Annotated in this window: 29 protein-coding genes and 2 tRNA genes; 11 read left to right on the forward strand and 20 right to left on the reverse strand. The window is 62.3% G+C overall.

Features of this window, described 5'->3' with window-relative positions; genetic code table 11:
• Positions 1-17 precede the first annotated feature (17 nt).
• The 4 genes from XI03_RS26745 to XI03_RS26760 all read right to left on the reverse strand — a co-directional run bounded on the left by XI03_RS26745 (position 18) and on the right by XI03_RS26760 (position 2,542).
• Positions 18-446 (reverse strand): GNAT family N-acetyltransferase, encoded by a 429-nt coding sequence (locus XI03_RS26745; protein WP_271593760.1) that lies wholly within the window; start codon positions 444-446, stop codon positions 18-20.
• Between the two features lie 13 nt (positions 447-459).
• Positions 460-714, reverse strand: a complete 255-nt coding sequence (locus XI03_RS26750) for a hypothetical protein (RefSeq protein WP_271593761.1) — start codon at positions 712-714, stop codon at positions 460-462.
• A 167-nt stretch (positions 715-881) separates the two neighbouring features.
• Positions 882-1,754: a DUF3037 domain-containing protein gene (locus XI03_RS26755; protein ID WP_271593762.1), complete on the reverse strand. Its 873-nt coding sequence runs from the start codon at positions 1,752-1,754 to the stop codon at positions 882-884.
• Positions 1,751-2,542 carry a HipA family kinase gene (locus XI03_RS26760; RefSeq protein WP_271593763.1) on the reverse strand — a complete coding sequence of 264 codons (792 nt, stop codon included), beginning with the start codon at positions 2,540-2,542 and terminating at the stop codon, positions 1,751-1,753. The genes XI03_RS26755 and XI03_RS26760 overlap by 4 nt, the downstream gene beginning before the upstream one ends.
• A gap of 239 nt (positions 2,543-2,781) precedes the next feature.
• Here XI03_RS26760 and XI03_RS26765 point away from each other — a divergent pair, with 239 nt between their 5' ends.
• Positions 2,782-3,438: a hypothetical protein gene (locus XI03_RS26765; RefSeq protein ID WP_271593764.1), complete on the forward strand. Its 657-nt coding sequence runs from the start codon at positions 2,782-2,784 to the stop codon at positions 3,436-3,438.
• 179 nt (positions 3,439-3,617) lie between these two features.
• Entirely contained in the window at positions 3,618-4,067 is a 450-nt protein-coding gene (locus tag XI03_RS26770; RefSeq protein WP_271593765.1) for an SAM-dependent methyltransferase, read from the forward strand.
• A gap of 103 nt (positions 4,068-4,170) precedes the next feature.
• Here the strand turns inward: XI03_RS26770 and XI03_RS26775 are convergent.
• The 9 genes from XI03_RS26775 to XI03_RS26815 all read right to left on the reverse strand — a co-directional run bounded on the left by XI03_RS26775 (position 4,171) and on the right by XI03_RS26815 (position 10,148).
• A tRNA-Phe gene (locus XI03_RS26775) sits at positions 4,171-4,246 on the reverse strand.
• Between the two features lie 174 nt (positions 4,247-4,420).
• Positions 4,421-4,603 (reverse strand): DNA gyrase inhibitor YacG, encoded by a 183-nt coding sequence (gene yacG, locus XI03_RS26780; RefSeq protein WP_038972203.1) that lies wholly within the window; start codon positions 4,601-4,603, stop codon positions 4,421-4,423.
• 145 nt (positions 4,604-4,748) lie between these two features.
• Entirely contained in the window at positions 4,749-5,378 is a 630-nt protein-coding gene (locus XI03_RS26785) for a Maf-like protein (RefSeq protein ID WP_007597557.1), read from the reverse strand.
• A gap of 204 nt (positions 5,379-5,582) precedes the next feature.
• A complete protein-coding gene (locus XI03_RS26790) occupies positions 5,583-6,050 on the reverse strand; it encodes an arsenate-mycothiol transferase ArsC (protein ID WP_028140735.1) in 468 nt (155 codons plus the stop codon).
• A 6-nt stretch (positions 6,051-6,056) separates the two neighbouring features.
• A complete protein-coding gene (locus tag XI03_RS26795; RefSeq protein WP_271593766.1) occupies positions 6,057-6,554 on the reverse strand; it encodes a UPF0262 family protein in 498 nt (165 codons plus the stop codon).
• Positions 6,551-7,846: a histidinol dehydrogenase gene (gene hisD / locus XI03_RS26800; protein WP_028140737.1), complete on the reverse strand. Its 1,296-nt coding sequence runs from the start codon at positions 7,844-7,846 to the stop codon at positions 6,551-6,553. The genes XI03_RS26795 and hisD overlap by 4 nt, the downstream gene beginning before the upstream one ends.
• A gap of 145 nt (positions 7,847-7,991) precedes the next feature.
• Positions 7,992-8,441: a DUF2948 family protein gene (locus tag XI03_RS26805; protein WP_018321264.1), complete on the reverse strand. Its 450-nt coding sequence runs from the start codon at positions 8,439-8,441 to the stop codon at positions 7,992-7,994.
• An 82-nt stretch (positions 8,442-8,523) separates the two neighbouring features.
• Positions 8,524-9,183 (reverse strand): epimerase, encoded by a 660-nt coding sequence (locus tag XI03_RS26810; protein WP_271593767.1) that lies wholly within the window; start codon positions 9,181-9,183, stop codon positions 8,524-8,526.
• Between the two features lie 26 nt (positions 9,184-9,209).
• A complete protein-coding gene (locus XI03_RS26815; RefSeq protein WP_271593768.1) occupies positions 9,210-10,148 on the reverse strand; it encodes an SDR family oxidoreductase in 939 nt (312 codons plus the stop codon).
• 84 nt (positions 10,149-10,232) lie between these two features.
• Here XI03_RS26815 and XI03_RS26820 point away from each other — a divergent pair, with 84 nt between their 5' ends.
• Positions 10,233-10,862 (forward strand): TetR/AcrR family transcriptional regulator, encoded by a 630-nt coding sequence (locus XI03_RS26820; RefSeq protein WP_271593769.1) that lies wholly within the window; start codon positions 10,233-10,235, stop codon positions 10,860-10,862.
• 6 nt (positions 10,863-10,868) lie between these two features.
• Here the strand turns inward: XI03_RS26820 and XI03_RS26825 are convergent, their stop codons facing one another.
• From XI03_RS26825 to XI03_RS26845, 5 genes are all read right to left on the reverse strand, one after another.
• Positions 10,869-11,693: an alpha/beta fold hydrolase gene (locus XI03_RS26825; RefSeq protein ID WP_271593770.1), complete on the reverse strand. Its 825-nt coding sequence runs from the start codon at positions 11,691-11,693 to the stop codon at positions 10,869-10,871.
• A 114-nt stretch (positions 11,694-11,807) separates the two neighbouring features.
• Positions 11,808-12,317: a hypothetical protein gene (locus XI03_RS26830; protein ID WP_028140742.1), complete on the reverse strand. Its 510-nt coding sequence runs from the start codon at positions 12,315-12,317 to the stop codon at positions 11,808-11,810.
• Positions 12,318-12,503: 186 nt separating this feature from the next.
• Positions 12,504-12,812: an EthD family reductase gene (locus XI03_RS26835; RefSeq protein WP_026202518.1), complete on the reverse strand. Its 309-nt coding sequence runs from the start codon at positions 12,810-12,812 to the stop codon at positions 12,504-12,506.
• A 208-nt stretch (positions 12,813-13,020) separates the two neighbouring features.
• Positions 13,021-14,733 (reverse strand): FAD-dependent oxidoreductase, encoded by a 1,713-nt coding sequence (locus tag XI03_RS26840; RefSeq protein WP_442869744.1) that lies wholly within the window; start codon positions 14,731-14,733, stop codon positions 13,021-13,023.
• 6 nt (positions 14,734-14,739) lie between these two features.
• Positions 14,740-14,940, reverse strand: coding sequence for a hypothetical protein (locus tag XI03_RS26845; RefSeq protein WP_271593771.1), 201 nt, complete (start codon positions 14,938-14,940; stop codon positions 14,740-14,742).
• A 39-nt stretch (positions 14,941-14,979) separates the two neighbouring features.
• Between XI03_RS26845 and XI03_RS26850 the strand changes: the two genes are divergently transcribed.
• Together XI03_RS26850 and XI03_RS26855 are read left to right on the forward strand one after the other, a co-directional pair.
• Positions 14,980-15,162 (forward strand): hypothetical protein, encoded by a 183-nt coding sequence (locus XI03_RS26850; protein WP_271593772.1) that lies wholly within the window; start codon positions 14,980-14,982, stop codon positions 15,160-15,162.
• Between the two features lie 93 nt (positions 15,163-15,255).
• Positions 15,256-15,330, forward strand: a tRNA-Thr gene (locus XI03_RS26855).
• Between the two features lie 107 nt (positions 15,331-15,437).
• Here XI03_RS26855 and XI03_RS26860 read toward each other — a convergent pair.
• Positions 15,438-15,740 (reverse strand): hypothetical protein, encoded by a 303-nt coding sequence (locus XI03_RS26860; RefSeq protein ID WP_271593773.1) that lies wholly within the window; start codon positions 15,738-15,740, stop codon positions 15,438-15,440.
• Between the two features lie 418 nt (positions 15,741-16,158).
• On the opposite strand from XI03_RS26860, the gene XI03_RS26865 reads away from it, so the two are divergent.
• The 5 genes from XI03_RS26865 (at position 16,159) to XI03_RS26885 (ending at position 22,786) form a co-directional block, all read left to right on the forward strand.
• Positions 16,159-16,542 (forward strand): hypothetical protein, encoded by a 384-nt coding sequence (locus XI03_RS26865; RefSeq protein WP_271593774.1) that lies wholly within the window; start codon positions 16,159-16,161, stop codon positions 16,540-16,542.
• Between the two features lie 514 nt (positions 16,543-17,056).
• A complete protein-coding gene (locus XI03_RS26870) occupies positions 17,057-18,187 on the forward strand; it encodes a phage tail protein (RefSeq protein WP_271593775.1) in 1,131 nt (376 codons plus the stop codon).
• Entirely contained in the window at positions 18,187-19,092 is a 906-nt protein-coding gene (locus XI03_RS26875) for a hypothetical protein (RefSeq protein WP_271593776.1), read from the forward strand. The genes XI03_RS26870 and XI03_RS26875 overlap by 1 nt, the downstream gene beginning before the upstream one ends.
• Positions 19,093-19,249: 157 nt before the next feature.
• The gene (locus XI03_RS26880) at positions 19,250-22,303 is read left to right on the forward strand and encodes a hypothetical protein (RefSeq protein WP_271593777.1); all 3,054 of its coding nucleotides are present in this window, start codon (positions 19,250-19,252) and stop codon (positions 22,301-22,303) included.
• Positions 22,304-22,318: 15 nt separating this feature from the next.
• A complete protein-coding gene (locus tag XI03_RS26885) occupies positions 22,319-22,786 on the forward strand; it encodes a hypothetical protein (RefSeq protein WP_271593778.1) in 468 nt (155 codons plus the stop codon).
• Positions 22,787-22,915: 129 nt separating this feature from the next.
• Here the strand turns inward: XI03_RS26885 and XI03_RS26890 are convergent, their stop codons facing one another.
• Complete coding sequence (locus tag XI03_RS26890) at positions 22,916-23,092, reverse strand: hypothetical protein (protein ID WP_271593779.1); 177 nt, start codon at positions 23,090-23,092, stop codon at positions 22,916-22,918.
• Between the two features lie 87 nt (positions 23,093-23,179).
• Between XI03_RS26890 and XI03_RS26895 the strand changes: the two genes are divergently transcribed.
• Positions 23,180-24,751: an anti-phage dCTP deaminase gene (locus XI03_RS26895; protein WP_271593780.1), complete on the forward strand. Its 1,572-nt coding sequence runs from the start codon at positions 23,180-23,182 to the stop codon at positions 24,749-24,751.
• Positions 24,752-24,788 lie beyond the last annotated feature (37 nt).

The raw sequence follows: 24,788 nt of genomic DNA on the forward strand, positions 1-24,788 counted from the left end.
AACTCAACCTTGCGGGGCTATTGGCTTATCCAGTGCAGCTTTGTGCGGTCCTTGTCGATATTGCCTTTTACAAACCCAAAGTGCAGGAAGCGATCGACCATCGAACTCTTATTGTCGGAACGGACGTCGGTGTTTATGGAGACACGAGCCCCCTTCAATTTTGAAATGAGCGAAGAACAGACGCCCTGACCTCGCGCCGCTTTGGAGACGCCAAGGTAGATAAGCGAAAGCGCCTTGTCGTCCCCCTCAGCAAGCGCATACCCAACGATGGTGCCGTTGGCATCAGTCGCAACCCACGACTTGCCCGTTCCGACCCATGCGTCGATATATCCCTTCGTTTCAGGATAAACTCTAGTGGGGACCTCGGGGGCCACCTCCTCGAAGACCTTGAGAATCCCGACGAGATCATTGGAAGCAGCAACCCGGCAAGTGATATCAGTTGTCACAATCATCCTCCGTTTATCCGATACTCGATGACCTGGCGTGCAGCGCACTTCGGTCTCCGGTCAGCTGTTCGACATAGTCGTCGATCGCGCTACAAAGCTTCTCGGCGTCGGCCCCGGGGGCGCGGCGACCGAAAATCAGGTAGCGCCGCAACCGGTCCAGCTCGGCGAGATCTGCTGCAACGTCAGCAGCGCGTTCGGCATCGCGGCGTTGTTGCCGGCGATACTCACGCCATACCTTTGCGGCCGCTCGGTTCTCTGCCTTCGTCATGGCTCCATCGAAGCGCGAGACGGGCGAGAGTCAAATTATCAATCCCTAGTGGCTCGGATCATGAGCTAGGCACTGCGCATCGTGGATGTGGAAATCTAACTGCGCAAGAATCGGACTTCGCCTGAGCGCAGTGGGCGGGGATAGAGTAGTTAGACGACCCGAGAGTTTTATGCCCTCGGTCCTGGGGACTGCTGAGCGTCGTGTGCTCGAACCTCGTCTTCTATCTGAGCAACAAATTCGTCCAGTTGCGCCTCCTCGAACACCTCAGGACTGTTGGGGGCCTGGCTCAGTATCTTCTTCGCCACCTCATAAGCTGAGTTCAGGCGAGGGTCGGACGGAGCTCCGACAAAGAAGTGCGGCTTGAACGGTTCAGTTTTGCCATCGGCCACGACGGCCGCGAGATGCCCGAGCCACTCCCGAGCCTTCCCCTTAATGCTGTCCGCTTCGGCGAGATCGAACGAAACCGGCTCATAGACGTGCCACTGGCCGTTCTTCCAAGCGTGCTTGAAAGTCACGTCATCTAAAGATCCTGCTATTACCTTTTCGTGCAGTTTTGTCGCCAAATTTCGCTCTTCGAGCTTGGCAAGCACGGGACGCCAAATTTCATCGTCGGTTCTGCGGTGGGAAGACTTATGGTCATACCGAGCTACAAACTGATTGTAGAGACGATCGAAGGTCTCTTGAGTGTTTCCTGTAAGACCGCCGCCGACGGGCGACCATTGCAGCGAACTATCGTCGTGAGGCACTGCTTCTTTTGCGATTGCCAAAACCGAGTCATGCGACTTGAATAAACCGGCGGTGGATTTGCGCTTGGCAATCTTTTGAAAGCCGCGTCTGACGCTCGACATTGCCGAATTAAACGCGGCGCGATCCAGATCAGGGAAAACCCCCCGAAGGCGGCCCATAGTGTTTCTGGTCTTGGCTAAAACGCGACCTTCGGACGGTACGTACATAACAACGCCAACGTTGATAAACTCAGCCGTCAGCACGTCGTGAACGTAGCGAAGGATTACGAAGCCATATTGCTGCTTGTCCTTCATGACAGTACCCGTCGAATTTCCGTTATACAGGCGTCGATGTTGTCCCGGGCATCTCGTATGAGCGTCACCGCAGAATCTACGTCGGCCGCTACGTGAGCCCATGGAGCGGGAATAGCTGCTCGGTACTCGACTAGCCGACTATCAGCAAGCGTACTCCAACTCTGCCGAACCGGGGCGAAATCCAAGGCAGAACGCTTCAAATCGGCTAGGAAAATATGACTTCCCTTCTTCTCCAACCAGTTAAGCCCTCCCGGGAGCCAAGGAGGTCTCCACCCTAGTACAACTCGGTGGGCGAAGGCCAGTTCATGGTCAATAATCCGGATGTCCTCGCCTCGAACAAGGCAATTAGGGTTAGTGGCACGGCGATCCGGGTTTTGAATGATTGCATCAAAGGCAAAGATGGCGGTGGCCGTGTCGTACATTGCTTCTCTGACCCGGGTATCCGGGGTCCAAGTTGAAAAGCCGCCCGTCATCAGCGTGGAGCCGAAAGCTATAGGGCTGCTTGCTGCCACCCGTGCCCGTATGGTGGCGTCCGGGATGACATCGCTCCAGCCGGCTGGGACGTCAATCAGCACGGGTTCGGGCACCGGCAAGCCGAGGTCACTGGCCAAGCACGCCCCAACAATTTCCCGCGCCAGGTGGGTTTCGCGTTGATCACAAAAATCTGAGAACTTGGCGACGACGGAGACGATCGATCCGTCTGGCTTCTCGCAATTGAGCAGGAGCGGACAAGTGCGACCGGCGCCCATTTGGCGCACGTACTCCAATGCAATCACACTTCCCAGCATTAGCCCCCCCAAGGGCCGCGATCATGACCGATAGAAGCGGGAGGAGTCCACCCAGCGCGGATCGAGGGTTGTACGAACGTCTAACGCCCAAGGAGACGTTGCCTGTGATCCTAGGGCCCTTGGCCTGAGCCATAGGAGGTGAAGCGCCCAGGCGGCACGGCGTTAACCATCGCTTAAGAAATCGAGGCGGGTAGCCACCTTCCGTTGTATCGTGGCGTTATTTCCATTGCTCATTACCCATGACATATCTCGATAGAGTTACGCCAGTCGTCGACCTGACAATCTCGAGGTTGGCATCGCAGCGCTTCTTAGTTGACCCGATCTCCGGCGAGAAATTCTCCCGACAGACGAGCATAATCTCATCAGCCTACAAGCGACATGGCGCCATCCTAGAGGTGGCCATCAGAGAAAGCCTGCGGGAGAGCAACAGGCATCAGGTTTGGCGGGAGGATGCCTTCAAAGTCTCTCGCGCTGCTGACCAGATTGTTGGCCAGCAATCCGACGAGGCATATTCCTCCACAACGCTTCCGTACGGCGAGGCAGTTCGCACGCTGCAGATTGACATGATCGCATTTGATGAGGCCGACAAGACGTTACGGGCCTATGAAATCAAGCGAGGAAACGGCGCGTTCGACGCCGGGAAGATTCGATCGATCCGCCGCGACCTCACAGTTACGCAGATGCTCCTGAAAAGCTACGGGGAAACCTTCAAGTTGAACCCCGTAAAGGCAGAGGCGCGTGTTATCTTCTACTATGGGATTCGGTCTCTGCCGCGCCCGTACTCTTTGATTGGGGCCGAGCTTAACGATCACTTCGGCTTCGGAGTGTACGATCTGGTTGAGACGGCAAATGCTTACTTCCGCCAGAAGTTACATGACCTACTAGAGCGGATCTGAGGGGCGAAATGCAAAACACGTCGCATGCTGTGATGGCTCAGCGGGTCGAGGCGGCGGACAGTCTCGATAATTTTCCGACACCGCCCTGGGCGACAAGGGCCCTCCTAGAGCATGTGATTGCGGATGCCGGTCCTTTTCGGAAGCTGAGTTGCCTTGAGCCGGCGTGTGGGGCTGGGCACATGGCCAAGCCTCTCAGAGAATACTTCGGGAAGGTAAAGGCCTCCGACATCCATCCATACGGTTATGGTTCTGTCGCCGACTTCCTCAGCACGCCATTGCAGGCGGGCTCGGTCGATTGGGTCATCACCAATCCGCCTTTCAGGCTTGCCGAAGACTTCATCAAGCGGGCGCTCATTGCGGCTCGCTGCGGCGTGGCGATCCTAGCCCGTACTGTGTTCATCGAAAGCGTTGGACGATACCGCGAGATATTCGAGCACACCCCGCCTACCAAGTTCGCTCAGTTCACCGAGCGCGTTCCGATGGTGAAGGGGCGCCTCGACGCGAAGGCGTCGACCGCCACGGGATATGCTTGGATCGTCTGGGAAAAAGGCGTCAGCGAGCCGCCACGTTTGGCGTGGGTACCCCCATGCCGAAAGAAGCTCGAACGACCAGGCGACTACGGACCATAGCGAGCAGCTGCACGCGATACGTCCCCCGCGCGTCCCCAGGGCGGTTGGGGTCGTCACGTCAGGCCGAACGACGGGTCTAAGGTATTGTTTCAACGCCAAAAAATGGTGCCCAGGGGCGGAATCGAACCACCGACACTGCGATTTTCAGTCGCATGCTCTACCAACTGAGCTACCTGGGCGTGCTCCAAGAGAGGGGCCAAAGCCCATCGAGCGGGCGGTTTATAGTGGGCTAGGGGCGGCCTGTCCACCCGGCTTCGCCAAGTGGCTTCGCCGGGCGCGGCCCGGCTGTGCACAAGCTGCCGCGGTTGGCGCGCGGCGGCGCGCGCGACCCGCTAAATTATTGATATCACTTCTTATTCCACGTCATCCAAATCGTCGTCGCGGCCGGGGATGACGTAGGAGCCTTTCAGCCAGCGGTTCAGGTCGACGTCGCGGCAGCGCGACGAGCAGAACGGACGGGTGGCCTCGGACTGCGGCTTGCCGCAGATCGGGCAGGTCTTGAGCGGGCTGGCGGGCTTTTTGATGGGGGCGTCCATGATGTCGGCGGCTTGCACGGAGTGAAGGGGTTCAAGAGCCTGTCGGCAAACGGGTTCCTCGTACCGGCGGCGCGTGCGCCCCATCAGGCCATTCTACCGTGCATGGGGTTGCTTTCGCGATTTTGTTGAGCCGCGGCTTGCCGGCTCACACCGCGGTGGCGTTGAGCCAGCCGAAGCGGATCGGAAAGCCCTCGCCGCCGAGCAGCGTGGTGGTCTCGTAGAGCGGCAGGCCGACGACGTTGGTGTAGGACCCCACCATCTTCACCACGAAGGAGCCGGCGATGCCCTGCACGGCGTAGCCGCCGGCTTTGCCGCGCCATTCGCCGGACCCGATATAGGCCTGGATGTCATCTTCCGAGAGGCGCTTGAACCGGACGCGGGTCTCGACCAGCCGCTGGCGGAACGCCTCGCGCGGCGTCACCAGGGTGATCGCGGTGTAGACGCGGTGGTTGCGGCCCGACAGCAGCCGCAGGCACTGCGCCGCCTCGTCCACCAGATTCGCCTTGGGCAGGATGCGGCGGCCGACCGCGACCACGGTGTCGGCGGAGAGGATGAAGGCGCCACGCAACTCGTCGTCGAGTTGCACCGATTTCAGCGCTGCGTCCGCCTTGGCCCTTGCGAGGCGATTGGCACAGGCGCGCGGCAGCTCGCCCCGCTTCGGCGTCTCGTCGACGTCGGCCGGCCGGAGCGCGTCCGGCTCGATGCCGGCCTGGTTGAGCAGCGAAAGGCGCCGCGGCGAACCGGAGGCAAGTACGAATTTGGGGCGGCCAAGCATCAGGTGATTTGGGGGATGAGCAGGGGGTGAATTGCGCGCGGAACCTATCGGAAGGGGGCTGATTTCACAACCCGGGAACCCCAGCTTTGGTGATTCGAGGGGATGCCGAGATGCGTGTGCCCCCAGTCTGTGACGCCGGTGTTACGCCTTCTCCGCCTCTCTCCCCACGAGGGGCGAGGGGAAAGAGGCGTCCGCGGCACGAGATCAACCTGACGCCGCGCCCACCTTGGCAAAACGCCGGCGGATGCGCATCAACAGCTGGTCGCAGACGTCGCGATAGGCGGCCAGCTTCTGGTCGCGGCTGCCCTCGATGGTGGTCGGGTCCTGCGTCGGCCAATATTCGACGTCGGCCGCCAGCGTCCGCGTCAGCTCCAGCGCCTTGTGGTGCGCCTCGGGCGAGAGCGTGATGATGAGGTCGAAATTCAGCCCCTCCCAATCCTCCAGCTCCTCGAAGGTCTGCGGCTTGTGGGCGGAGATGTCCTGGCCGAGCTCGGCCATCACGGACACCGCGAACGGATCGAGCTCGCCGCGCCTCGCGCCGGCCGATTTCACGTAGAGGCCCTGCGGAAACATGTGTTGCAACAGGCTCTCGGCCATCGGCGAGCGCACGCTGTTCATCGCGCAGGCGAACAGCACCGATTGCGGATCGCGTGCGCGTGAGGGCGCAGCCATCCGTGATCAGCCTTTCCAATGAAGGACGGTGATGAGCGTGAACAGCCGGCGCGAGGTCTCGAAGTCGACCCGCACCTTGCCCTTCAGCCGCTCCTGCAGCGTTCGCGATCCCTCGTCATGGATGCCGCGCCGGCCCATGTCGATGGCCTCGATCTTGTCGGGGGTCGCGGTGCGGATCGCCTGGTAGTAGCTGTCGCAGATCATGAAATAGTCCTTCACGATCCGCCGGAACGGCGTCAGCGACAACAGATGCGCGACGACGGGCGTGCCGTCCTCGCGGCGGATGTCGAACATCAGGCGGTTGCCAGTGATGCCGATATGCAGCGTGAACGGGCCCTTCCCGTCGGCGCCATCGGGCGCGAACAGGTTCTGCTCGATCAGATCGTAGATCGCGATCGCGCGCTCATGCTCGATATCAGGCCCGGAACGGCCGATCGATTCTTCGTCGAGCGTGACGCCGACGATGCGATTGGCCGAGTCGTCCTGTTCGGGCAGCTCTGTCATGACAGATTGAGGCGCAATCCAATCGAACGCGAATGGGCGTCCAGCCCCTCCGCTTGTCCGAGCGTCATCGCGGCAGGACCGAGCGCACGCAGCTGATCCGGGCCGCATTTCAGGATCGAGGTGCGCTTCATGAAGTCGTGCACCGACAGCCCTGAGGAGAATCGCGCCGAGCGCGCCGTCGGCAGCACATGATTGGAGCCGCCGACATAGTCGCCGATCGCCTCCGGCGTATGGGGCCCGAGGAACACCGCGCCGGCATTGCGGATCTTCGCAGCGAGCGCATCGGGATCAGCCGTCATGATCTCGAGATGCTCCGCGGCGATCGCGTCCGCGAGCGGAATGCTATCGCCTAAGTTCTTCACCATGATGATGGCGCCAAAATCGGCCCAGGACGCGCTGGCGATTGCGGCGCGCGGCAGCGTCTTCAATTGCGCCTCGACCGCCTTTTCGACGTCGGCGGCAAGGCGGGCCGAGTCGGTGATCAGGATCGACTGCGCGCTGGCATCGTGCTCGGCCTGCGCCAGGAGATCGGCGGCGATCCAGTCGGCATTGCCGGTGTCGTCGGCAATCACCAGCACCTCGGACGGGCCGGCGATCATGTCGATGCCGACCTTGCCGAACACCAGCCGCTTGGCGGCGGCGACATAGGCATTGCCGGGGCCGACGATCTTGGCGACCGGCGCGATCGTCGCTGTGCCGTGCGCCAGCGCCGCCACGGCCTGCGCGCCGCCGACGCGGTAGATCTCGGTGACGCCGCCGAGCGAGGCCGCCGCCAGCACCAGCGGATTGAGCTTGCCGTCCGGCGAGGGCACCACCATCACCAGGCGCGAGACGCCGGCGACCTTTGCAGGCACCGCGTTCATCAGCACCGAGGACGGATAGGCCGCAGTGCCGCCTGGCACGTAGAGGCCGGCGGATTCGATCGCAGTGTAGCGCCAGCCGAGCTCGACGCCGAGCGGGTCGGTGAAGCGCTCGTCCTGCGGCAACTGCCGGCGGTGATAGATCTCGATGCGGTCCCGCGCGAGCTTGAGCGCATCCAGCGTCGCGGCATCGCAGGCCTTGTTCGCGGCCTCGATTTCGGCGGCCGAAACGCGCAAGGAGGCCGCATCCAGCGTCAACCGGTCGAACTTTGCGGTGGCCTCGAGCAGCGCGGCATCGCCCCGCTTGGCCACGTCGTCGACGATGGCGCGTGCGGCGGCTTCGACGTCGGCCGAGACCTCGCGTTTGGCGGCGAGGAAGGCCGCGAATCGCTGGTCAAAATCGGCGCTGCTGCGGTCGAGGCGAACGGGCATGTCTGGCTTGGCTTCTGGCTGGTCTTTGGGGCGGATTGGCGCACCAGGTCCCCTGCTCAATGGCGCGGCGGGGAAGCGGCGTCAACCCTCGCAAGCCGCCGTTCTGGCGCAGGCCTGAGCCGGTGCGGCTGGTATACAGGTGACCTCATCCCTCCCCTTCGATCTCCAACCCCGTTCCCAATGCGTCGGCCCCGAGGTCGGTCAGCTCACATTCCAGGCATTCGACGTCGAGCCGGATAGCCCCGCCCTCGGCGAACAAGAGCAGGGCGCTGCCGCCGGGCTCCTCGTCGCGCCCGTCCCGGGGATGAAATTCGATACCGACGAGGTCCAGGACCTTGTCGGGAGCCGCGAGCTCGATGTTGCGCGACTTGCAGGCGAGCACGCGGTCGAAGCGGAGCGCGGCGACCAGCCGGCGCGGCTCGGCCTCGCCCTCCAGCGTCTGCTCCCAGTCCAGCCGGCTCATCCCGACCACAAGCCGCTTCTCGCTTTGTCGCCAGATGATGTCGGAGGCCTGCACACGGGCGTCCTGGACATGGGTCGAGATCACGGCGAGATCGTCGGCGTCGAGTGCGATCAGTTTGAGCTGGGGCGACATCGCCGACGCTTCTCCTTCGGAATGGACAGGGCTCAACGCGCACAGGCCCAGAAATTTCCGCTCAAACTAACGGGCCGGCAGGCTAGAGGCTATTGATATCCTCCATCTCCAGCACCTTCCGCGGATACCCCTCCCGGGCGACGCGGATCATGGCGCGGCCGATCTGCTCGGTCGAAGTAACGAGCCGCGGCGAGAGCCGGCGCAGCACGGACCAAAGCGGCCCGGTTGCGGAATAGACCGCCTGCACCCAGACGGTCTTGGAACGGGCGCCGTGCAGCGGCTGGATCGCGCCGGGCCGGAACATGTAGGCGGCCCTGAACGGCAGCTTGAGCAGATCGTTCTCGGTCTTGCCCTTGATCCGCGCCCACATCCGCGAACCCTGCTCGGTGGAATCGGTGCCGGCGCCGGTGACGTAGGTGAAGACCATCTGCGGATTGAGGCGCGCCAGCGTCGTCGCAGCCGCGAGCGTGAGGTCACAGGTGAGGTGGCGGTAGCGCTGCTCGCTCATGCCGATGGAGGAGACGCCGAGGCAGAAAAAGCAGGCATCGAAGCCGGTGAGCTGGGCCTCGATCGTTGAATAGTCCAGAAAATTGTCGTGGATGATCTCGGTGAGCTTGGCGTTGCGCACCCCGGTCGGGCTGCGGCCGACCACGAGCACACGGGCGATGCCGGTGTCGACCAGGCATTCGCGCAAAACGCCCTGCCCGACCATGCCGGTGGCGCCGAAGATGATGACTTGCATCGGGATGTTCCTGGCGGGTTCGCGGCTCACGCCGCGGCCGCGATCTCGTCGAAGGATACACCGGTCAGCGTCGCCGAGACATCCCACAGCATGGCAGCGGTGGCGAAATCCTTCGCGTGTGGCATGATCTTCGCCGCCGCGGGCGCCCCCTTCATTTCGTAGAATCCGTTCGGGCCGTAATAGCTGCCAGGCTCTGCCGCGGGCGAAGTTGCGGCGAGCAGCGTTGGCAGTGCGCCCTCCGCCGCGGACTGGCTGAACAGCGGCTGGAGCAGCCGGCCGATCCGCGACTGGAACGTGTTGGCGCCCGGCCCGTTCGCAATGAGGTCGGTGCGCGCAAAGCCGGGATGCGCGGCAATGCTGCTCACACCCCAGCCGGCCGCGTCGCTGCGACGCTGCAATTCGAGCGAAAACATCAGCATCGCCAGCTTGGACTGGCAATAGGCGCGCCACGGACGATAGGAATGCTTGCCTTGCAGATCGTCGAAATTGATCGTGCCGGAGCGGTGCGCAAGGCTCGAGAGATTGACGACACGCGGCGCCTTCGCGCGGCGAAGCTGCGGCAACAGGTGGGCCGTCAGTGCGTAGTGGCCTAGATAATTGGTGCCGAATTGCATCTCGAAACCGTCCTCGGTCTGCTGGCGTTTCGGCAGCGCCATCACGCCGGCATTGTTGACGAGAAGATCGAGCTGCTCGTTGCCGGCGGCGAAGCGCCTGGCGAAATCGGCGACGGAGGACAGGCTGGCGAGATCGAGAGGCTCGTAGGCGATCAGCGCATTGGGAAACCGCTCGCAGATGCCTTCGATGGCCCGCAGGCCCTTTGCGTCATTGCGTCCGGTGAGTATGACAATGGCACCGGCGCCCGCCAGCGCCATCGCCGTCTCGTACCCGAGGCCACCCGTCGCCCCCGTCACGACGGCCGTCTTGCCGGCGAGAGAGGGGATGTCTGCCGTGGTCCAGTCGGTCATGCCATGTCTCCGTTCGGGGCTGGAATGAGGCCCGCGGCCTGTCTAAATGTGCACTGAGTGCAACTTTGCAAGAGGTGAAACGATTTGAAGGCTTCGAACGTTGCCCGGAAATTGCCCGCGGACGGAAAATCCCCTGTTGTCACCGGCTTGCGCCAGCGCAAGCAGCAGGAGACCCGCGCGCGGCTGACCCGGGCGGCGATGACGCTGTTCCTGGAGCGCGGCTTCGAAGCCACGACCATCGACGACATCGCGGCGGCGGCGGAGGTGTCGCGGCGCAGCTTCTTCCACTATTTCGCGTCCAAGGAGGACGTGGTGGCGGCCTGGCAGGAAAATGCCGCCAGCGCGCTGGTCGCCGAGGTCGTCGCGCGGCCCGCGGACGAATCCATGCTGACGGCGGCGGAGAATGCGATCGCGGCCGCGGTCAAGCGGCTCGATCCGGCGGAAGCCGCGGCCATGTCGCGGCTCAAGCGCGACAATCCCGCGCTGCAGGCGCGCGACCAGCTCAAATACGAGAAGCTCGAGCGCGCGCTGGCCGAGGGCCTCGCCCAGCGCGCACGAACCAAATCCGACCGGTTGCAGGCGCGGCTCGTCGCCATGATCGCCACCGGCGCGATGCGCGTCGGCGGCGAGAGCTGGATCGGCGAAGGCGCGCGTGAGAAGCCGGAGGCGTTCGTCAAGCGCACCTTCGATGCGATCAGGGCGATCTTGAGGTGAGGCGCCTCACTCCCTGAAGAATGCCAGCAGGTCCGCGTTGATGGTTTCGGCGTGCGTGGTCGGCATGCCGTGCGGGAAACCCTTGTAGGTTTTCAGGATGCCCTTCTTCAGCAGCTTGGCCGAGAGCGGCGCGGAATCGGCGTAGGGCACGATCTGGTCGTCGTCGCCGTGCATGACCAGAACCGGCACGTTGATCTTCTTCAGATCCTCGGTGAAGTCGGTCTGCGAGAACGCGACGATGCCGTCGTAATGGGCCTTGGCGCCGCCCATCATGCCCTGGCGCCACCAGTTCTGGATCACCGCTTCCGACGGCTTTGCGCCGGGACGGTTGTAGCCGTAGAACGGGCCGGCAGGGAGGTCGCGATAGAATTGCGTGCGGCTGGCCGCGAGCTGCTTCTGGAGATCGTCGAACACGCTCTTCGGCAGGCCGCCGGGATTGGCCGCGGTCTGCAGCATCAGCGGCGGCACCGCGGACAGGATCGCCGCCTTCGCCACCCGGCTCTCGCCGTGGCGCGCGATGTAGTGCACGACTTCGCCGCCGCCGGTGGAATGGCCGACATGGATGGCATTCTTGAGGTCGAGATGCGCGGTCACGGCCGCGAGGTCGTCGGCATAATGATCCATGTCGTGGCCGTCGGAAACCTGCGACGAGCGGCCATGGCCGCGGCGGTCATGGGCGATGACGCGATAGCCGTTGTTGACGAAGAAAATCATCTGCGCGTCCCAGTCGTCGGCCGACAACGGCCAACCATGGCTGAACACGATCGGCTGGCCACTGCCCCAATCCTTGTAGAAGATCTCGACGCCGTCCTTGGTGGTGATGATGGGCATGGGGGGACTCCTTAAGTGGAACGTCATTCCGGGGCACGCGAAGCGTGAACCCGGAATCTCGAGATTCCGGGTTCGATGCTTCGCATCGCCCCGGAATGACGAGGGGGAGACCGATCAGGCAAACGCCATCGGCTTGAAGCGGCGCCAGGCGCCGATGGTGAGCACGACGAAGAACACCAGCACGATGCCCTGCACCGCCGCGAACACGGGACCCGACGGCGGCGCCGGCGCCACGGCCGGCGCGAGCGCGGCAAGCGCCGGGACCTTGAGGAACGACTGGATCACCAGCACGAAGACGTTGAAATACAGCGAGATCATCGCGGTCACGACGTAGACCGGACGCCAGACGCCGGTGAGCTTCATACCGTACAGCGCGAAGCAGGCGATGGCGAGCAGCACCAGCGAGATGATGCCGATGATGTGCGAGGGCAGCAGCTTCTCGAACGGAAACAGGAAGCCGGTGGCGCTGGTCAGGATCGTGAAAGCCAAGAAGATCGCGGTAAGGCCCGGCATCGACTTCGACCCGAGCAGGCCGAACATCACGACGAGGCCGGCGGCGATGGCGATCAGGCTGATGACGACATGGACCATCGTGAAGGCGGACAGGCTCAAGCCAAGGACCATGACATCTCTCCTACGCATCGAGGTCACGAGAGTAGTATTACGGTCCTCATGGGATTGCCACCTGCGTTGTCGTCACATGCATGTGCGAAGCCATGCGTCATCGTGCGAATCGACAAACGCATGGCTTATTTTTTTGCACCGCTGTCACAAACGACGGCAGATTTTCGACGAAAGTCGAATCGAGCCTCACACTTCCTTGGTGTCGAAGATCAAGAGGTCGGCGCCACCGCTGGCGAATTTCGGCACGTCGGCGCCGGTGGCCTTGCCTTCCGGACTGCCGAAGGCCGCCTGGATGTCGCCCACGCTGTCGAAGGTGAGAATGGCAACGAGATGGATTCCGGAAGGACCCGCGGGAGACGCGACCGGCCCCTTGCTGACGGCGTATTTTTTCAGGCCGGGAAGTTTTTTGGCGAGCGGAATGTGCGTCTCGGCGTAGTACTTGTCGAAGGCGGCAGCATCCTTGGGTGTCTTGTAGAGCACGACGACTTCAGCCATTTAGTCCTCCCTTTTAAACTGTTCTGTTAGATCCTCATGGTGAGGAGCGTGCGAAGCACGCGTCTCGAACCATGCAGGCCCGGATGCAGCCGGGCCTGCATCCTTCGAGACGCGCTGCGCGCTCCTCAGGATGAGGGAAGATAGTCACGCATGACGCGGCGCAATGGCAAGTCCCATTCGTCTTGCCATCTGCTTGTCTTCTGCTCGACTAAAGCGCCGGTTTTGCGGCGTCGCCGAGATAGCCGTGCAGGGAGGCCACCACCTGCGCGCCCTCGCCGATGGCACCGCCGACGCGCTTGACCGAACCGGAGCGGACGTCGCCGACGGCATAGACGCCGGGCACGGAGGTCTCCAGCGGCGCCACCAGCCTGCCCTGGTTCTGCTCGGACTGCGCGCCCGTCACGACGAAGCCGCCGCGATCGAGCGTCACGCCGCAGCCGTCGAGCCAGGCGGTGGCGGGATCGGCGCCGACGAACAGAAAGAGATTGCGGATGTCGGCAGAATCCTCGTCATCGGACAGCCGGCTCTTCCAGCGGATGCGCCGCAGCAGCGCGGCCTCGTCGCCCTCGAGCGCTGATATCTCTGTGTTGAACATCAATTCGATGTTCGGGGTCGCTTCGATGCGCTCGATGAGATAGCGCGACATGCTGGCCCCCAGGCCGCCGCCGCGGATGATCATCAAGACCTTCTTGGCGTGCCCCGACAGGAACACGGCCGCCTGGCCTGCCGAATTGCCGGCACCGACGAGGGCCACCTCCTCGCCGGCGCAGAGCCGCGCCTCGACCGGCGAGGCCCAGTACCAGACGCCGCGTCCCTCGAACTTGTCGAGGTTCGCGATCTCCGGCCGGCGATAGCGCGCGCCGCTCGCAACCACGACCGCGCGCGAGCGCAAGGGATCGCAGCCGTCGAGCGCCACCGCGAATGCGCCGTCCTTGCGCGTGCAGTCGAGCGACTTCACCGTCACCGGAATCATGATGTCGGCGCCGAACTTCTGCGCCTGGGTGAACGCGCGCGCGGTCAGGGCCTGGCCCGAGATACCGGTCGGAAAGCCCAGATAATTTTCGATGCGCGCGCTGGCGCCGGCCTGGCCGCCGAAGGCACGGATGTCGAGCACCGCGACGGACAGCCCTTCGGACGCCGCATACACGGCGGTGGCGAGCCCGGCCGGTCCGCAGCCGACGACCGCAACGTCGTAGATGCGGCCGTCCTTGGCCCCGCCGATCATGCCGATGGCGCGAGCAAGCTCGGTCTCGCTGGGGTTGCGCAGCACCGCGCCGCTCGCGGCGACGACCAGCGGCCAGTCCTCGGGCTTCGGCGTATAACGCGCGATCAATTCGCCCGCGTCGGGATCACGATCGGGATCGAGCAGATGATGCGGCTGACCGTTGCGGGTGAGAAAACCCTGCAACCGCACCACGCCGGCGGAGTTCGACGGACCGATCAGCACCGGACCGCCGATGCCGCCCTGAATCAGATTGACCCGGCGCAGGATCAGCGCGCGCATGATGCGCTCGCCAAGCTCGGCCTCGGCGACCAGCAGCGCGCGCAGCCGCTCCGGCGGCAACAGCAGCGTCTCGACATCGCCCTCGGCGCGGCCGTCGACCAGCGCCGGCTGTCCGGAGAGCTGGCTGAGCTCGGCCAGAAATTGCCCCGGCCCCTGGTCGATCACAGGGGTGACGTGACCGAGGCCATCGCGCTGGGTGATGGCGACATGGCCCTTCAGCACCACGAACATGCCGGGCCCGGGCTTGCCGGTCTCGAACAGGAACTCGCCGTCCGCGTAGCTGCGGGCCTCGCCGAAATGCCTGACACGCTCGATCTCGGCCGGCGTCAGCGTCGGAAAGGTCTGCTCGGGGCGGGTGAAGCGCGACATCAGCGCCTCGTCACCGGTTGGTTGCTGCCCGTTCTGCCCCATCGTCATTCTCGCTCATTCCAAATTCTTAGGTGCCGGCTTTGCGGCGGCCCCCTCATTTAGGGAACCATCGTCATCCTGCGAGGGGTCGGTGCTTGCGGCGCGTTCGCGCGCCTGCACTTTCCGCCGCTTCAGGTTTTCGCGCAGCGCCGATTTCAAGCGGTCGTCGCGGGACGTCCTCGCCTGGTTCGTGCTCTTGTCGGTCTCGTCGGCCATCACGGATCCATCACAACGGTCGGCGCAGGATGCCACCGAATGGCGACAGCTCAAGAGGCCGGCGCGATCCATTCGTGCGAAACGCGAAATGGATCGAATCCGGTGCCTGGGGCAACTGGCCAGTTGGCGGGGGATATCGGGGCCCGAATCGCCGGAAAGTCGACCGTTTCGCGCAAAAACGAGCAGTTTGGCCCTGATATCGGCCCGATTTTCTCGTTTTGACGGGCCGAGCAAGCTTGCACAGGAGGGGGGCTTGTGGCAGATATCGGCCCGCTTGGTAGCGCCCCTCGGGCGCCCGATTCTTCACCAGCACATGCTGCCGTAGCTCAGTGGTAGAGCACTCCATTGGTAATGGAGAGGTCGACAGTTCAATCCTGTCTGGCAGCACCATTTAACTCAATCGCTTAGCCCCATCGTGCTCTTTCGCAGAATCCCGCCGGAAGCACCGCGGAAGCACGGCGGGCAGCTGTTGGCCACCCGCCGTCGCGCTTACACCATCAGTGCAGCTGCAAGCGAGCCTCCGTCGCGTCCCTCGCCTTGAGCATCCGCTCAGCCATCGGCAATGTCACCGCGGCGTCGATCTCGACTAAGTTTCCCGCCAAGGCGCGGAATTGGCCGGCGGCCTTACCCTTGAGGGGAGCCAGCATAGCGGCCGCAACAGCCGAACTCACTTGGCACTGAATAAGTGCGTACGGCCCATCGATGATGAAGAGGAGGTCAACGTTCTTTCCGGCGAGCGTGCGGCCAATATCGGTTTCGGAGGGGGTGACGGTCGAGCGGAGAGCAAGCGAAGCGGTCATGATGTTTTGCCTTTCGAGCAAGAGCCAAAGTCCAGGGGCGAAATGACCGACATCAGACGGCCCCGCGCACCTTTGGGCGTGCGCCTTGGACATACGCGCGCGGCCCCTGGACAAGATTTGTGATCGCCGCTGACCGGAATGGCTATCGGCTGATGTTTCGGGCTTTCGACCCGCGATCAGGATGCGCTCTGTTGAAAATTCAGCAACGAATATTTTGTCGATAAAAGTCTAATACGTAAAACCCGACAGCTTAGACGTTGATGGTTTTGCGCATTTATCGATTTGCGCGCTTCTGTCGGGTTTTGAAATCGCGCATCACCATACAAGAAATGGCTATCTCGCAGGTGTGTTTGTGACTCCGAGATTCGCGTTGCGTCAATGACTTAGCTAGGATGAGACGCGACCAAGGGGAGCACGCATGAAGAAGCAAGTTACACCTTCACAAGATTCCGCAGTGATCGCGTTGAATCGAGTTGCTGCCGCCGGAGAAGACGACAGCAAATACCTCGCTGCAATAGTTGAGTTCGAAACTTGTCGTGCGTTGACAGCTCAAGGTGTGAGAGCGAAACGCAATCTCGAGCGGTCACGCATGGCGACCTTGAATCGGGGCGACGCCCTCACCGCGCAAGGGCGCATGATGATGGAGCACCTGGCGCACACGATCGACGACGGACTGGCGCGATTGACGCGCGAGGCGATGCGCAAGCGCCGGTCCCAGCCGACCTACACCCCCGGCCCGCTTCCGACCCCCGGGGGGGAGCCCGCCGTTCGCAGTCCAAAGGCCGCAAAGCCGCTCGACTAAATTTCAGATTCTTGAGAAGTTCAGGGTCTTTTGAAAACGGTCATTTTCGGGGTTCTTCATGTTTAAACGCAGCAAAGAAGAAGCCGTCAAATGGTGTGCGAATTGTAGATTCTGGACGGAGAGTGACGGCTACCCAGCTGGGATAACTCCTGGCTCGACAGAGGGAGTATGCCGACGCTTTCCACCGAATGTCATTCCGACGAACGAACACCTACAACTCGCTCATAAAGAGCGTCAGTTCGAGAACGCCTACATACCAGATCACGCTTGGCTTCCGATCCACCGGTGGCCCGCGACAGCGTACAGCCAGTGGTGCGGTGAATGGAGCGCCCTCAATGCTGAAGACGAGAAGAGACGCAAGGCGATCCAAGATTTAAGAAACGAACGCGCCCGCTAGTATTCACTTTCCAATAACCGCGTCTGAGTTACACTTCATCCCACGGACGCAACGCCGCTTCGCCGACGGCACCCACCGCGCAATCCCGCGCACCTCCTCTCACCCCGTCGGCGAGCAATGTCATCCACGCCCTACGACCGTCAGTCGTCCTTTGCGCTGTTCAGCGCTGAAAACCCGAACTCTCAGCAGTCAGGTAGCTCACTCGATGCTGAGTTCAATGCAGTCAAAGTCGCCCTCGACGATACGCAGCAGAATCTCGCGAAGATACAAGATGCCGATGGCGTTTTGAAGCGAGGTAGCGTCGGCCAAGCGCAGTTCGATAGCAGCGTGAGGATTGGCTTCAGCGCCCCGAAACAATGGCGAAGCGGCGTCCTCTACACGGCCGATGTGGACACAATCTTCCGCAACTCTATCTTCTGCGTAGCCAATATCACCCACACCTCGGGCGCAGACTTCGAGCCAGCGAAATGGGACGCGATCGCCGACTTCAGTGCGGCGGTAGCGATCACCGACGGCTCGATCACCTCGGCGAAGCTGGCCGATGGCGCCGTCGCCGGCAACAAGCTTGCCGATGGCGTGGTCGCCAATTCGAAACTCGCGACAGGCGCTGTGACGACGAACAAGCTGGCGGACTCTAACGTAACGTATCAGAAACTCGATGCCGCTGGCATCGCCAGCCCCCTAGCCAATTTGCTGTTTCCGGCTGGCATGGTTGTGCCTTTTGCCGGCAGCACCGCGCCCACCGGTTGGTTACTCTGCAATGGCCAATCTTTGGTGCGAACGGACTATCCGGGGCTGTTTGCTGCGATCGGAACGACGCATGGCGCTGCGGATGCAACGCATTTCAGTCTGCCCGATATGCGAGGCCGGACACCATTTGGGCTCGATCAGGGCAGCACGGGCCGATTGACGGCGGCGGGGGGCGGCATCGACAGCACAACCCTTGGCGCGTCTGGTGGCCAACAAAGCCGTACGCTCTTGACGGCAAACTTGCCGCCGTACACGCCATCGGTTGCTTCGGCGACAGTGTCTGTGACGTCCACGAGCAGTCTCGTTCAGGTCAACGACTTCGGCACGGCTTCCCTGAATCCTCCGGGCGGGTCGACCGACTTCCCGCGAAACCGCCCAGCCAGTGTGGTTTCCAACGGTACCGCGAGTATCGCGATGAATCCACAAGGCGGCACCAGCACTCCGATCCAGACGCCTCCGCCGGGCATCGTGCTCAACTACATCATCAAGGCGCACTGATGAGCTATCCGACCAAATACACGCGCCAGTATGATTACGTCAGCTACCAGAACGCGAACCCGACGCGTCCGCTGCCGGCCGGGCAACTCCATTCCGACCTCAATTTGGTGGCGGCATCTCTGGCTGAAACGATCGATTTCATCAAGACGGCGATTCGATCGGACGGACAGGTTGCAAACGAAGCAATCGGATGGGACCAGCTCGCGCTCGACGTCAAGGCCAGCATCGGCGACACGACGTCGGTTGACGCCATTCTGGCCGCGAAGGACGACGCCGAAGCGGCTGCCGGCGCGGCATCAACCTCCGCTACGAATGCGGCGACCAGCGCGACGGCGGCTGCCACTTCGGCGACGAATGCGGCTTCGAGCGCCACGGCGGCGTCCGGATCCGCGACCGCGGCAGCGACGTCCGCAAGCAACGCTGCGAGTACCCTGGCCAATGCGGTCGTCGGTGCGGCGGCGTCGGTTGATAGCGAGCTCATGTTGTTCAGCGGCACGACCGGCAAGGCGGCGAAACGTTCCAATAGCTTGAACGGAACGATCCAAGTTACCGGGGGCGTGGTCAATGCTGACGCGCAATTGTTCAGCAACATTCCGCAGAACGCGCAAAGCGGCACTTACACTCTGGTCGCATCGGACGCGCAGAAGCACATCTATCATAACGCCATAGGCGCCCACACCTACACGATCCCGGCGAACGCGAGCGTGGCGTACCCGATCGGGACGACGGTGACGTTCGTGAACGAGACCGGCTCTGGCAATCTTACGATCGCGATCACCTCCGACACGCTCATGCTCGCCGGCACGGGCGCGACGGGCAGCCGGTCGCTCTCGGCTGCGGGCATCGCTACTGCCATGAAGATTTCCTCGACGAAGTGGATTATCTCCGGAACGGGGCTGAGTTGATGGGTGCAGCGGTGACCGACCTCAACATAGGACTGCGGATTCCCGCGCCCGTCGACGTAGAAACGTCGTTCGGCGAACTCACGGCGCATGCACGGAGCGCGGGCCGATCGAATTTGGTCTTGGAGGATTTCAACTTGGCCTTCGAGGCGCACTGACGATGCCGCAAATCATCGACTTCGAAGGCAAACAGCACGAATTCCCCGACGACTTCACGCGGGCGGATATTCAGCGCGCGTTGAGCTCGATTCCGGGCTCTAAGCCGTCGGCGGAAAAGGTCTCGCCTAAGATCTCGTTTGAGGACCTCATCCCGCCGCTCCCGCCGGGCTTCCAGCTCGACGCGCCGCCGCAATCCGCGGCGCCGGCCCTGCCGCCGCTTCCTCCTGGGTTCTCGCTCGACCAACCCGGTGCGCCCGCTACGCCGCAAATGGCCGTGCCCGTCACGACGCCGCAGGGCCGCATCTACGTGGCGCCAGCGGATGTGCCGCAGCAACCAAAGCCGGTCGATCGCCCCGCGTCGCTCCTTCCGAGCAGCGTCGGCGGCGCTGTACGCGACTTCACGGTCGGCGCACAGGGCGTCGGCAAGGGTCTCGCGGACATCGCCACCGGGCCTCTCGACCTTGTGGCCGGCGCGCAGAACCTCGTCACGGGCGGGATCAATCGTGTCTTCGACACCAACATCCCGTACGCCATTCCGGCGTCTAAGCTCCTCGAGAAGGCCACCTCGGTCCTTCCGGGCATCGACCCGGCCACAATGTCGCGGAGCGAAAAGCTCGCCTACGACGCCAACCGCTTCGGCACGCAAGCCGTCGGCACCGGCGCCATGCTGGCGCAGCGCGCGCCGCAAGTGGCCGAAGCCGTCGTCCCGTCGGAAACCTTCCTCGGCCGGGTAGGGGACGCCTTCGCGCGCCCGTATGTCGAGACCCCCACGCGCGCGCACGTTGGCGATGCGATCGGCGGCATTGGCGCCGGCGTCGCGGTCAACGCTTCCGACAACTACGTTCCCAATGACGCCAGCGTCTTTGGCCACTATGTCGGGCATGGCCTCAAGGACGTTACAAACCTGCTTGCTCCACTGGCAGGAGCTTCGGGCGCGAACACCTTGCAAGCGAGCGTCGAAGGCCTAGGCGGCCTGATCCGCAACATCGCGTCGAAGACATTATCGACCGCACCTGCACCGATCCCGCTCAACCCGTCGACAAAGGCGCCGTACAGCCAGTCCGATGTCGACCGGGCTGCAGCAAAGCTCCAATCAGCGACGACCGGCTCGCCTCGAGCTCTGGCTCAGGACATCCGTGAGAACGCGGCCGCGCTTGAGAGGCCTGAAGATGGCGCAGTGCCGCTTCAAGCTTCGGCCATGCCGACGTCTGCACTGCTCTCGCGAGATCCCGGCTTGATCGCTGCCGAGCAGGGCGCGCGTCTCAAATCGTCACCCGATTTCGTCAAGCGCGATCAGAACGTCAAGGCTGCTGCCGCCGAGCGTGTAGAGGCGATGCGGGATCCGGAGGCAGATCTCGGCTCAGTGATGCGCCGCGCAGCCGAAGCGCGCGCGGAGCGCATGAACGCCGCGAAAGGCGATATTCTACAGCGGGAGGACGCCGTCAACTCGGTCGATCGGATCCGACGCGATCAGGGGCAACCGCTCGGCGCCGTCGCCAATACGGAAGCAAGGGCGAACGCCTCTCGCAGGTTCGACCGTGCTCTCGTCGAAGACACCTATCTCCCGGCCCGAGCCGAGAAAAACCGCCAGTTCGACACCGCGCCGGGCCGCAACGACGAATTGCCGGCCGACGACGTGTTTGGCGCGATCGACCGCATCCGCCGTCAGGCGAACGATCTCGCGCCCGGTACGCTGCCGGAGGACTTCATGCGGCGCCTCGATGCGTTGCGTCCGGTCATAGATCCCGAAACGGGAACAAACCTCGGCGGCCCCGGCACGGCCAACGGCGGCGATCTGGCCGACCTCCGCAAGTTCATCGGTCCCGCGCAGCAGCAGGCGCAGGCACGCGGCAACTTCGACCTCGCGGACAACCTGGCCGCCCTCCGGCGCTCGATCAATCGCACGATCGAGGACGCGCCCGGCTACGCCGAGGCCAACACGAATTATCGGGGCTTTGCCGAGCGTTTCCGTCCGGAGCCGAACGACGCGATGGCGAAGTTTACCCGGGCGATCGATCGCGGCGGTCAGAATGCCGACGGCGAGCTCAACCGCGGCGCCACGCCGCCCAGCGAGACGGCGGGCAGGTTCTTGGCGACGCCGGAGAGTGCGGCAACAGTGCCGCGCGCTCTCCAAGGGTCTCCGGCCATGACGGCCGGCGAGACCGCGCTCCGTGACCACTACCGCTCGAGCCTGGCTATGTCCGCGCTGAACCCGGATGGCACGATCAACCCGGCCCGTGCAGCGGCGTGGGCGAACAGCCACGCGGAAATCCTGACGCAATTTCCGGCGATCCGGCGGGAGTTCGACGACATCGTCACCCAGGCGCGTCGCGGCGAGCAGCTATCCTCGCAAGCGCGAGCCGATCTAGAAGCAGCTCGGACCTCGCGGAAGGCCACAGAGGCCGAGATCGACCGATCGGTGATCGGAACACTGCTTCGCGAGGATCCGCGAGACGCCGCCACCAAAATCTTGGGTGGTGGGTACGATTCTTCTCGCAAGCTCGACGAGATCAACGCCCTTGTCCGTCACGACGCGCAGGCACAACGCGGCTGGAAAGCTGCGATGTCGGAGGTCTTAGCAGACAAGGTGCAAAGCACGCGGCAAGTCGGCGAAACGCTCGAGGTGCAGTTCGCTCGGCTCGCGAAGGAATTCAAGGATAACGAGACACTGCTCGCCAAGACCTTCTCGCCGGAGGAGATGAACAATCTCCGGCAGGCCCACAAGATCCTGTCGTACTTCAAAGAGGCGGAGAAGCGAGCGACTGTTGGCTCGGACACGGCTGAAAAGATCGGCATCCCAACAGCCGTTCAGCTCGGTTTCCGTCACCTCTATGGCGACCTCAAGGGCGGTGGCATCATCAAGCGTATGAAGCTGCTTATGGAGATGCTGCCTTCGGGACGGCAGAACGTCGACGAGATCGTCAACGCCGCATGGTTCGACCCGAACCTCGCCGCCTACCTGCTGGAGCGGCCGGTAAAGAACTACGACGTGCCGCGATACAACTTGGATCTGCGCCGGCTCATCGCGGCAGCGAACGCGTCGCGCGACCAGTAATCGGAGAGCAAAGCAATGGTGGCCTTGGTAGCATCCACGGAATTGAGTGATCAGCAGCGCGAACTCGTGCGCTGCATCGTGATCGAAGGAAAGCCCCCGGAGGAAGCAGCGGTGATGGCCGGCTATCACCCGAAGTCGGTCTATCGGGCCCTACGCTTGCCGACGGTCGCCGAAGCCATCTCGGCATCGATCCAGCTCGACCTCGCCGCCGTCGGCGCGCCGCTCGCTTACCGGGTGGCGAAGTCGCTGCTCCAGGATGAACGCGTCAGTGCGCGCGTCCGAGCAGATTTGTCCATGAAGGTCCTGGACCGCGCCGGACATATCGTGCCAACGAAGAAGGATCTTGCGCCGCAACGAAAGTCGCTATCGGAGATGACGCGAGACGAACTCGCCTCATTTATCGAGACTAATCAGGCGCAGATCGACAAGGTCGAGGGAGAGCTGGCCTCTAGGGCAACGGACGTGTCACCGTACCTGGCATAAGCCCGCCAGACCAGGCGTTACCGGACGACGGAGATACCTTTGACGCCGCTGGGTGGCGGCTAATAGCCTGATGCAACACAAAAAAGGGCCCGCAATGCGGACCCTGGCCTGTCGACGCAAATCAAGGTACTAACGGAAATTAACCATTCCAGCTTCCTGAACTTGGCATGAGCCCGCCTGCTCATCATCCTGCAATTCGACGCGATCATGCGCGACGATGACGCGCTCATTTGTCCGCCTGGCTGTACGCTCGGCAACCTGCCTTACCCGTTCCAGCTCTTCCTTCCGGATAGTGACTTTGGCCACTTTTCCCCCTCCTGATTTGACACGAATCAGATTGCACTGAATCTCGCGATATACCAATAGAATTCAATTAATAAGATAGGGTTCCCGATGCCGCCAGCGACCAAACCGACACTTTTGCCAGAGTTGGTCTTTGGCATTGTGGGTCCTATCGGCGTGAACATGGACGCGATATGCGAGAGCCTGACTGCTGCGCTGCGCGCCGTTAGCTACGAGGCCTTTCCGATACACCTGACCAAGGAGATGCTCAAGGCACATCAGTACCAGCTGCAGAGATTTCCTGTCGAAATTCCTTCCGAGCGAAATTTCTTTTCTGAGGTGACCCACAAGATCGCCTACGCCAACGCGCTCTGCAAGGAATTCGACGACGCTGCGACGATGGCACGGATCGCAATGCGGGCCATCGCGGGCAAACGCCGAAGCATTTCCGGAGATCCGGGGACTATTCCAGAAAAACCTACCGCATACATCGTCCGGCAGCTGAAAAGGCCCGACGAAGCAATCCTATTCCGGCGCGTTTATGGGCGTCAGTTCATCTTGGTGTCTGCATACGGCCCTGTTGAGGAACGAAGGCAATTGTTGGAAGACCGCCTCCGGCTGACCTTATCGCCCGGCACTGCGGAGCATGAAATCTCGCACAAGGCCCTGCAACTTATCGATAAGGACTCTCGTGAAGACGGAGAGGATCTCGGCCAAAACGTTCGCGAGACCTTTCACCTGGCCGACGTCTTTATTGATGGTCTTGCTCGGGCTGAAATGGACGCCAAACTCACCAGGTTCATTCAAGCGTTTTTCGGAAAGACGAATATCTCTCCCACAAAATCCGAATACGGCATGTACGCGGCAAAGTCGGCCGCATTGCGGTCAGCTGATCTGTCGCGCCAAGTCGGGGCAGCTGCGTTTACAGATGACGGGGAACTAATAACTCAAGGCTGCAACGAGGTGCCGAAAGCTCACGGAGGCACATATTGGGACACAGAACTTCCAGACAACCGCGACGTTAAGCTCGGTTATGATCCCAACGACGTCATAAAGCTGGAGCTATTGCGGGAGTTCTTCGACAAGATGAAGGAAAGCAACCTTCTATCTGATCACGCGAAGAGTTTCGGCAGTCCAGCTGACATGGTCGAGGCGTTCACAAAAAAGCGATCAAAGGGCTCGGCTGAGAACGACGCGCCACTAGCAAACTGCGCCGTGCTGGACCTCACGGAGTTTGGTCGTGTGGTACACGCCGAAATGTGCGCAATATGCGACGCTGCGCGATTGGGGCGGAGCCTGAAAGGTGCAACGCTCTATGTAACAACGTTCCCGTGCCACAATTGCACCAAGCATATTCTTGCCGCGGGGATTAAGTGTGTTGTCTACATCGAGCCCTATCCAAAAAGCCGAGCAAGGCAACTGCACAAAGATGAAATCGATATCGAGAAAATCTCGGAGGGGAAGGTTTCCTTTTTGCCGTTCCTCGGGATTTCTCCTGTTCGATATCGCGATATCTTCCAGCGTGGCAAGCGAAAGCGAGACGGCAAAGCTTTGCCCTACATGACTGACCCACCATCGCCCATGATGGAAGCTGCAACGACCGCATATTTGGAAAATGAAGCTGACGAGTGGGGTAAACTTGTCCTTGATCGCGCGAGTACTGAGGCAGAGCAAGCAAACTAGCCTCGCCACGACCGCTCTTCCTCTCCGCGCGTGACCC

The organism is Bradyrhizobium sp. CCBAU 65884, from assembly GCF_028128835.1.
GTDB lineage: Bacteria > Pseudomonadota > Alphaproteobacteria > Rhizobiales > Xanthobacteraceae > Bradyrhizobium > Bradyrhizobium ottawaense.

What these genes read in the sequence shown, in the direction of transcription:
- XI03_RS26845 (WP_271593771.1), bottom strand. Translation starts at nt 14,940, where the DNA reads ATGGCCGACGAGACCGACAAGAGCACGAACCAGGCGAGGACGTCCCGC.
- XI03_RS26760 (WP_271593763.1), bottom strand. Translation starts at nt 2,542, where the DNA reads ATGCTGGGAAGTGTGATTGCATTGGAGTACGTGCGCCAAATGGGCGCC.
- XI03_RS26880 (WP_271593777.1), top strand. Translation starts at nt 19,250, where the DNA reads ATGCCGCAAATCATCGACTTCGAAGGCAAACAGCACGAATTCCCCGAC.
- XI03_RS26895 (WP_271593780.1), top strand. Translation starts at nt 23,180, where the DNA reads ATGCCGCCAGCGACCAAACCGACACTTTTGCCAGAGTTGGTCTTTGGC.
- yacG (WP_038972203.1), bottom strand. Translation starts at nt 4,603, where the DNA reads ATGGACGCCCCCATCAAAAAGCCCGCCAGCCCGCTCAAGACCTGCCCG.
- XI03_RS26850 (WP_271593772.1), top strand. Translation starts at nt 14,980, where the DNA reads ATGGCGACAGCTCAAGAGGCCGGCGCGATCCATTCGTGCGAAACGCGA.
- XI03_RS26785 (WP_007597557.1), bottom strand. Translation starts at nt 5,378, where the DNA reads ATGCTTGGCCGCCCCAAATTCGTACTTGCCTCCGGTTCGCCGCGGCGC.
- XI03_RS26875 (WP_271593776.1), top strand. Translation starts at nt 18,187, where the DNA reads ATGAGCTATCCGACCAAATACACGCGCCAGTATGATTACGTCAGCTAC.
- XI03_RS26750 (WP_271593761.1), bottom strand. Translation starts at nt 714, where the DNA reads ATGACGAAGGCAGAGAACCGAGCGGCCGCAAAGGTATGGCGTGAGTAT.
- XI03_RS26810 (WP_271593767.1), bottom strand. Translation starts at nt 9,183, where the DNA reads ATGCAAGTCATCATCTTCGGCGCCACCGGCATGGTCGGGCAGGGCGTT.
- XI03_RS26870 (WP_271593775.1), top strand. Translation starts at nt 17,057, where the DNA reads ATGTCATCCACGCCCTACGACCGTCAGTCGTCCTTTGCGCTGTTCAGC.
- XI03_RS26770 (WP_271593765.1), top strand. Translation starts at nt 3,618, where the DNA reads ATGGCCAAGCCTCTCAGAGAATACTTCGGGAAGGTAAAGGCCTCCGAC.
- XI03_RS26765 (WP_271593764.1), top strand. Translation starts at nt 2,782, where the DNA reads ATGACATATCTCGATAGAGTTACGCCAGTCGTCGACCTGACAATCTCG.
- XI03_RS26865 (WP_271593774.1), top strand. Translation starts at nt 16,159, where the DNA reads ATGAAGAAGCAAGTTACACCTTCACAAGATTCCGCAGTGATCGCGTTG.
- hisD (WP_028140737.1), bottom strand. Translation starts at nt 7,846, where the DNA reads ATGCCCGTTCGCCTCGACCGCAGCAGCGCCGATTTTGACCAGCGATTC.
- XI03_RS26825 (WP_271593770.1), bottom strand. Translation starts at nt 11,693, where the DNA reads ATGCCCATCATCACCACCAAGGACGGCGTCGAGATCTTCTACAAGGAT.
- XI03_RS26830 (WP_028140742.1), bottom strand. Translation starts at nt 12,317, where the DNA reads ATGGTCCTTGGCTTGAGCCTGTCCGCCTTCACGATGGTCCATGTCGTC.
- XI03_RS26755 (WP_271593762.1), bottom strand. Translation starts at nt 1,754, where the DNA reads ATGAAGGACAAGCAGCAATATGGCTTCGTAATCCTTCGCTACGTTCAC.
- XI03_RS26840 (WP_442869744.1), bottom strand. Translation starts at nt 14,733, where the DNA reads ATGACGATGGGGCAGAACGGGCAGCAACCAACCGGTGACGAGGCGCTG.
- XI03_RS26795 (WP_271593766.1), bottom strand. Translation starts at nt 6,554, where the DNA reads ATGACAGAGCTGCCCGAACAGGACGACTCGGCCAATCGCATCGTCGGC.
- XI03_RS26805 (WP_018321264.1), bottom strand. Translation starts at nt 8,441, where the DNA reads ATGTCGCCCCAGCTCAAACTGATCGCACTCGACGCCGACGATCTCGCC.
- XI03_RS26860 (WP_271593773.1), bottom strand. Translation starts at nt 15,740, where the DNA reads ATGACCGCTTCGCTTGCTCTCCGCTCGACCGTCACCCCCTCCGAAACC.
- XI03_RS26885 (WP_271593778.1), top strand. Translation starts at nt 22,319, where the DNA reads ATGGTGGCCTTGGTAGCATCCACGGAATTGAGTGATCAGCAGCGCGAA.
- XI03_RS26815 (WP_271593768.1), bottom strand. Translation starts at nt 10,148, where the DNA reads ATGACCGACTGGACCACGGCAGACATCCCCTCTCTCGCCGGCAAGACG.
- XI03_RS26790 (WP_028140735.1), bottom strand. Translation starts at nt 6,050, where the DNA reads ATGGCTGCGCCCTCACGCGCACGCGATCCGCAATCGGTGCTGTTCGCC.
- XI03_RS26835 (WP_026202518.1), bottom strand. Translation starts at nt 12,812, where the DNA reads ATGGCTGAAGTCGTCGTGCTCTACAAGACACCCAAGGATGCTGCCGCC.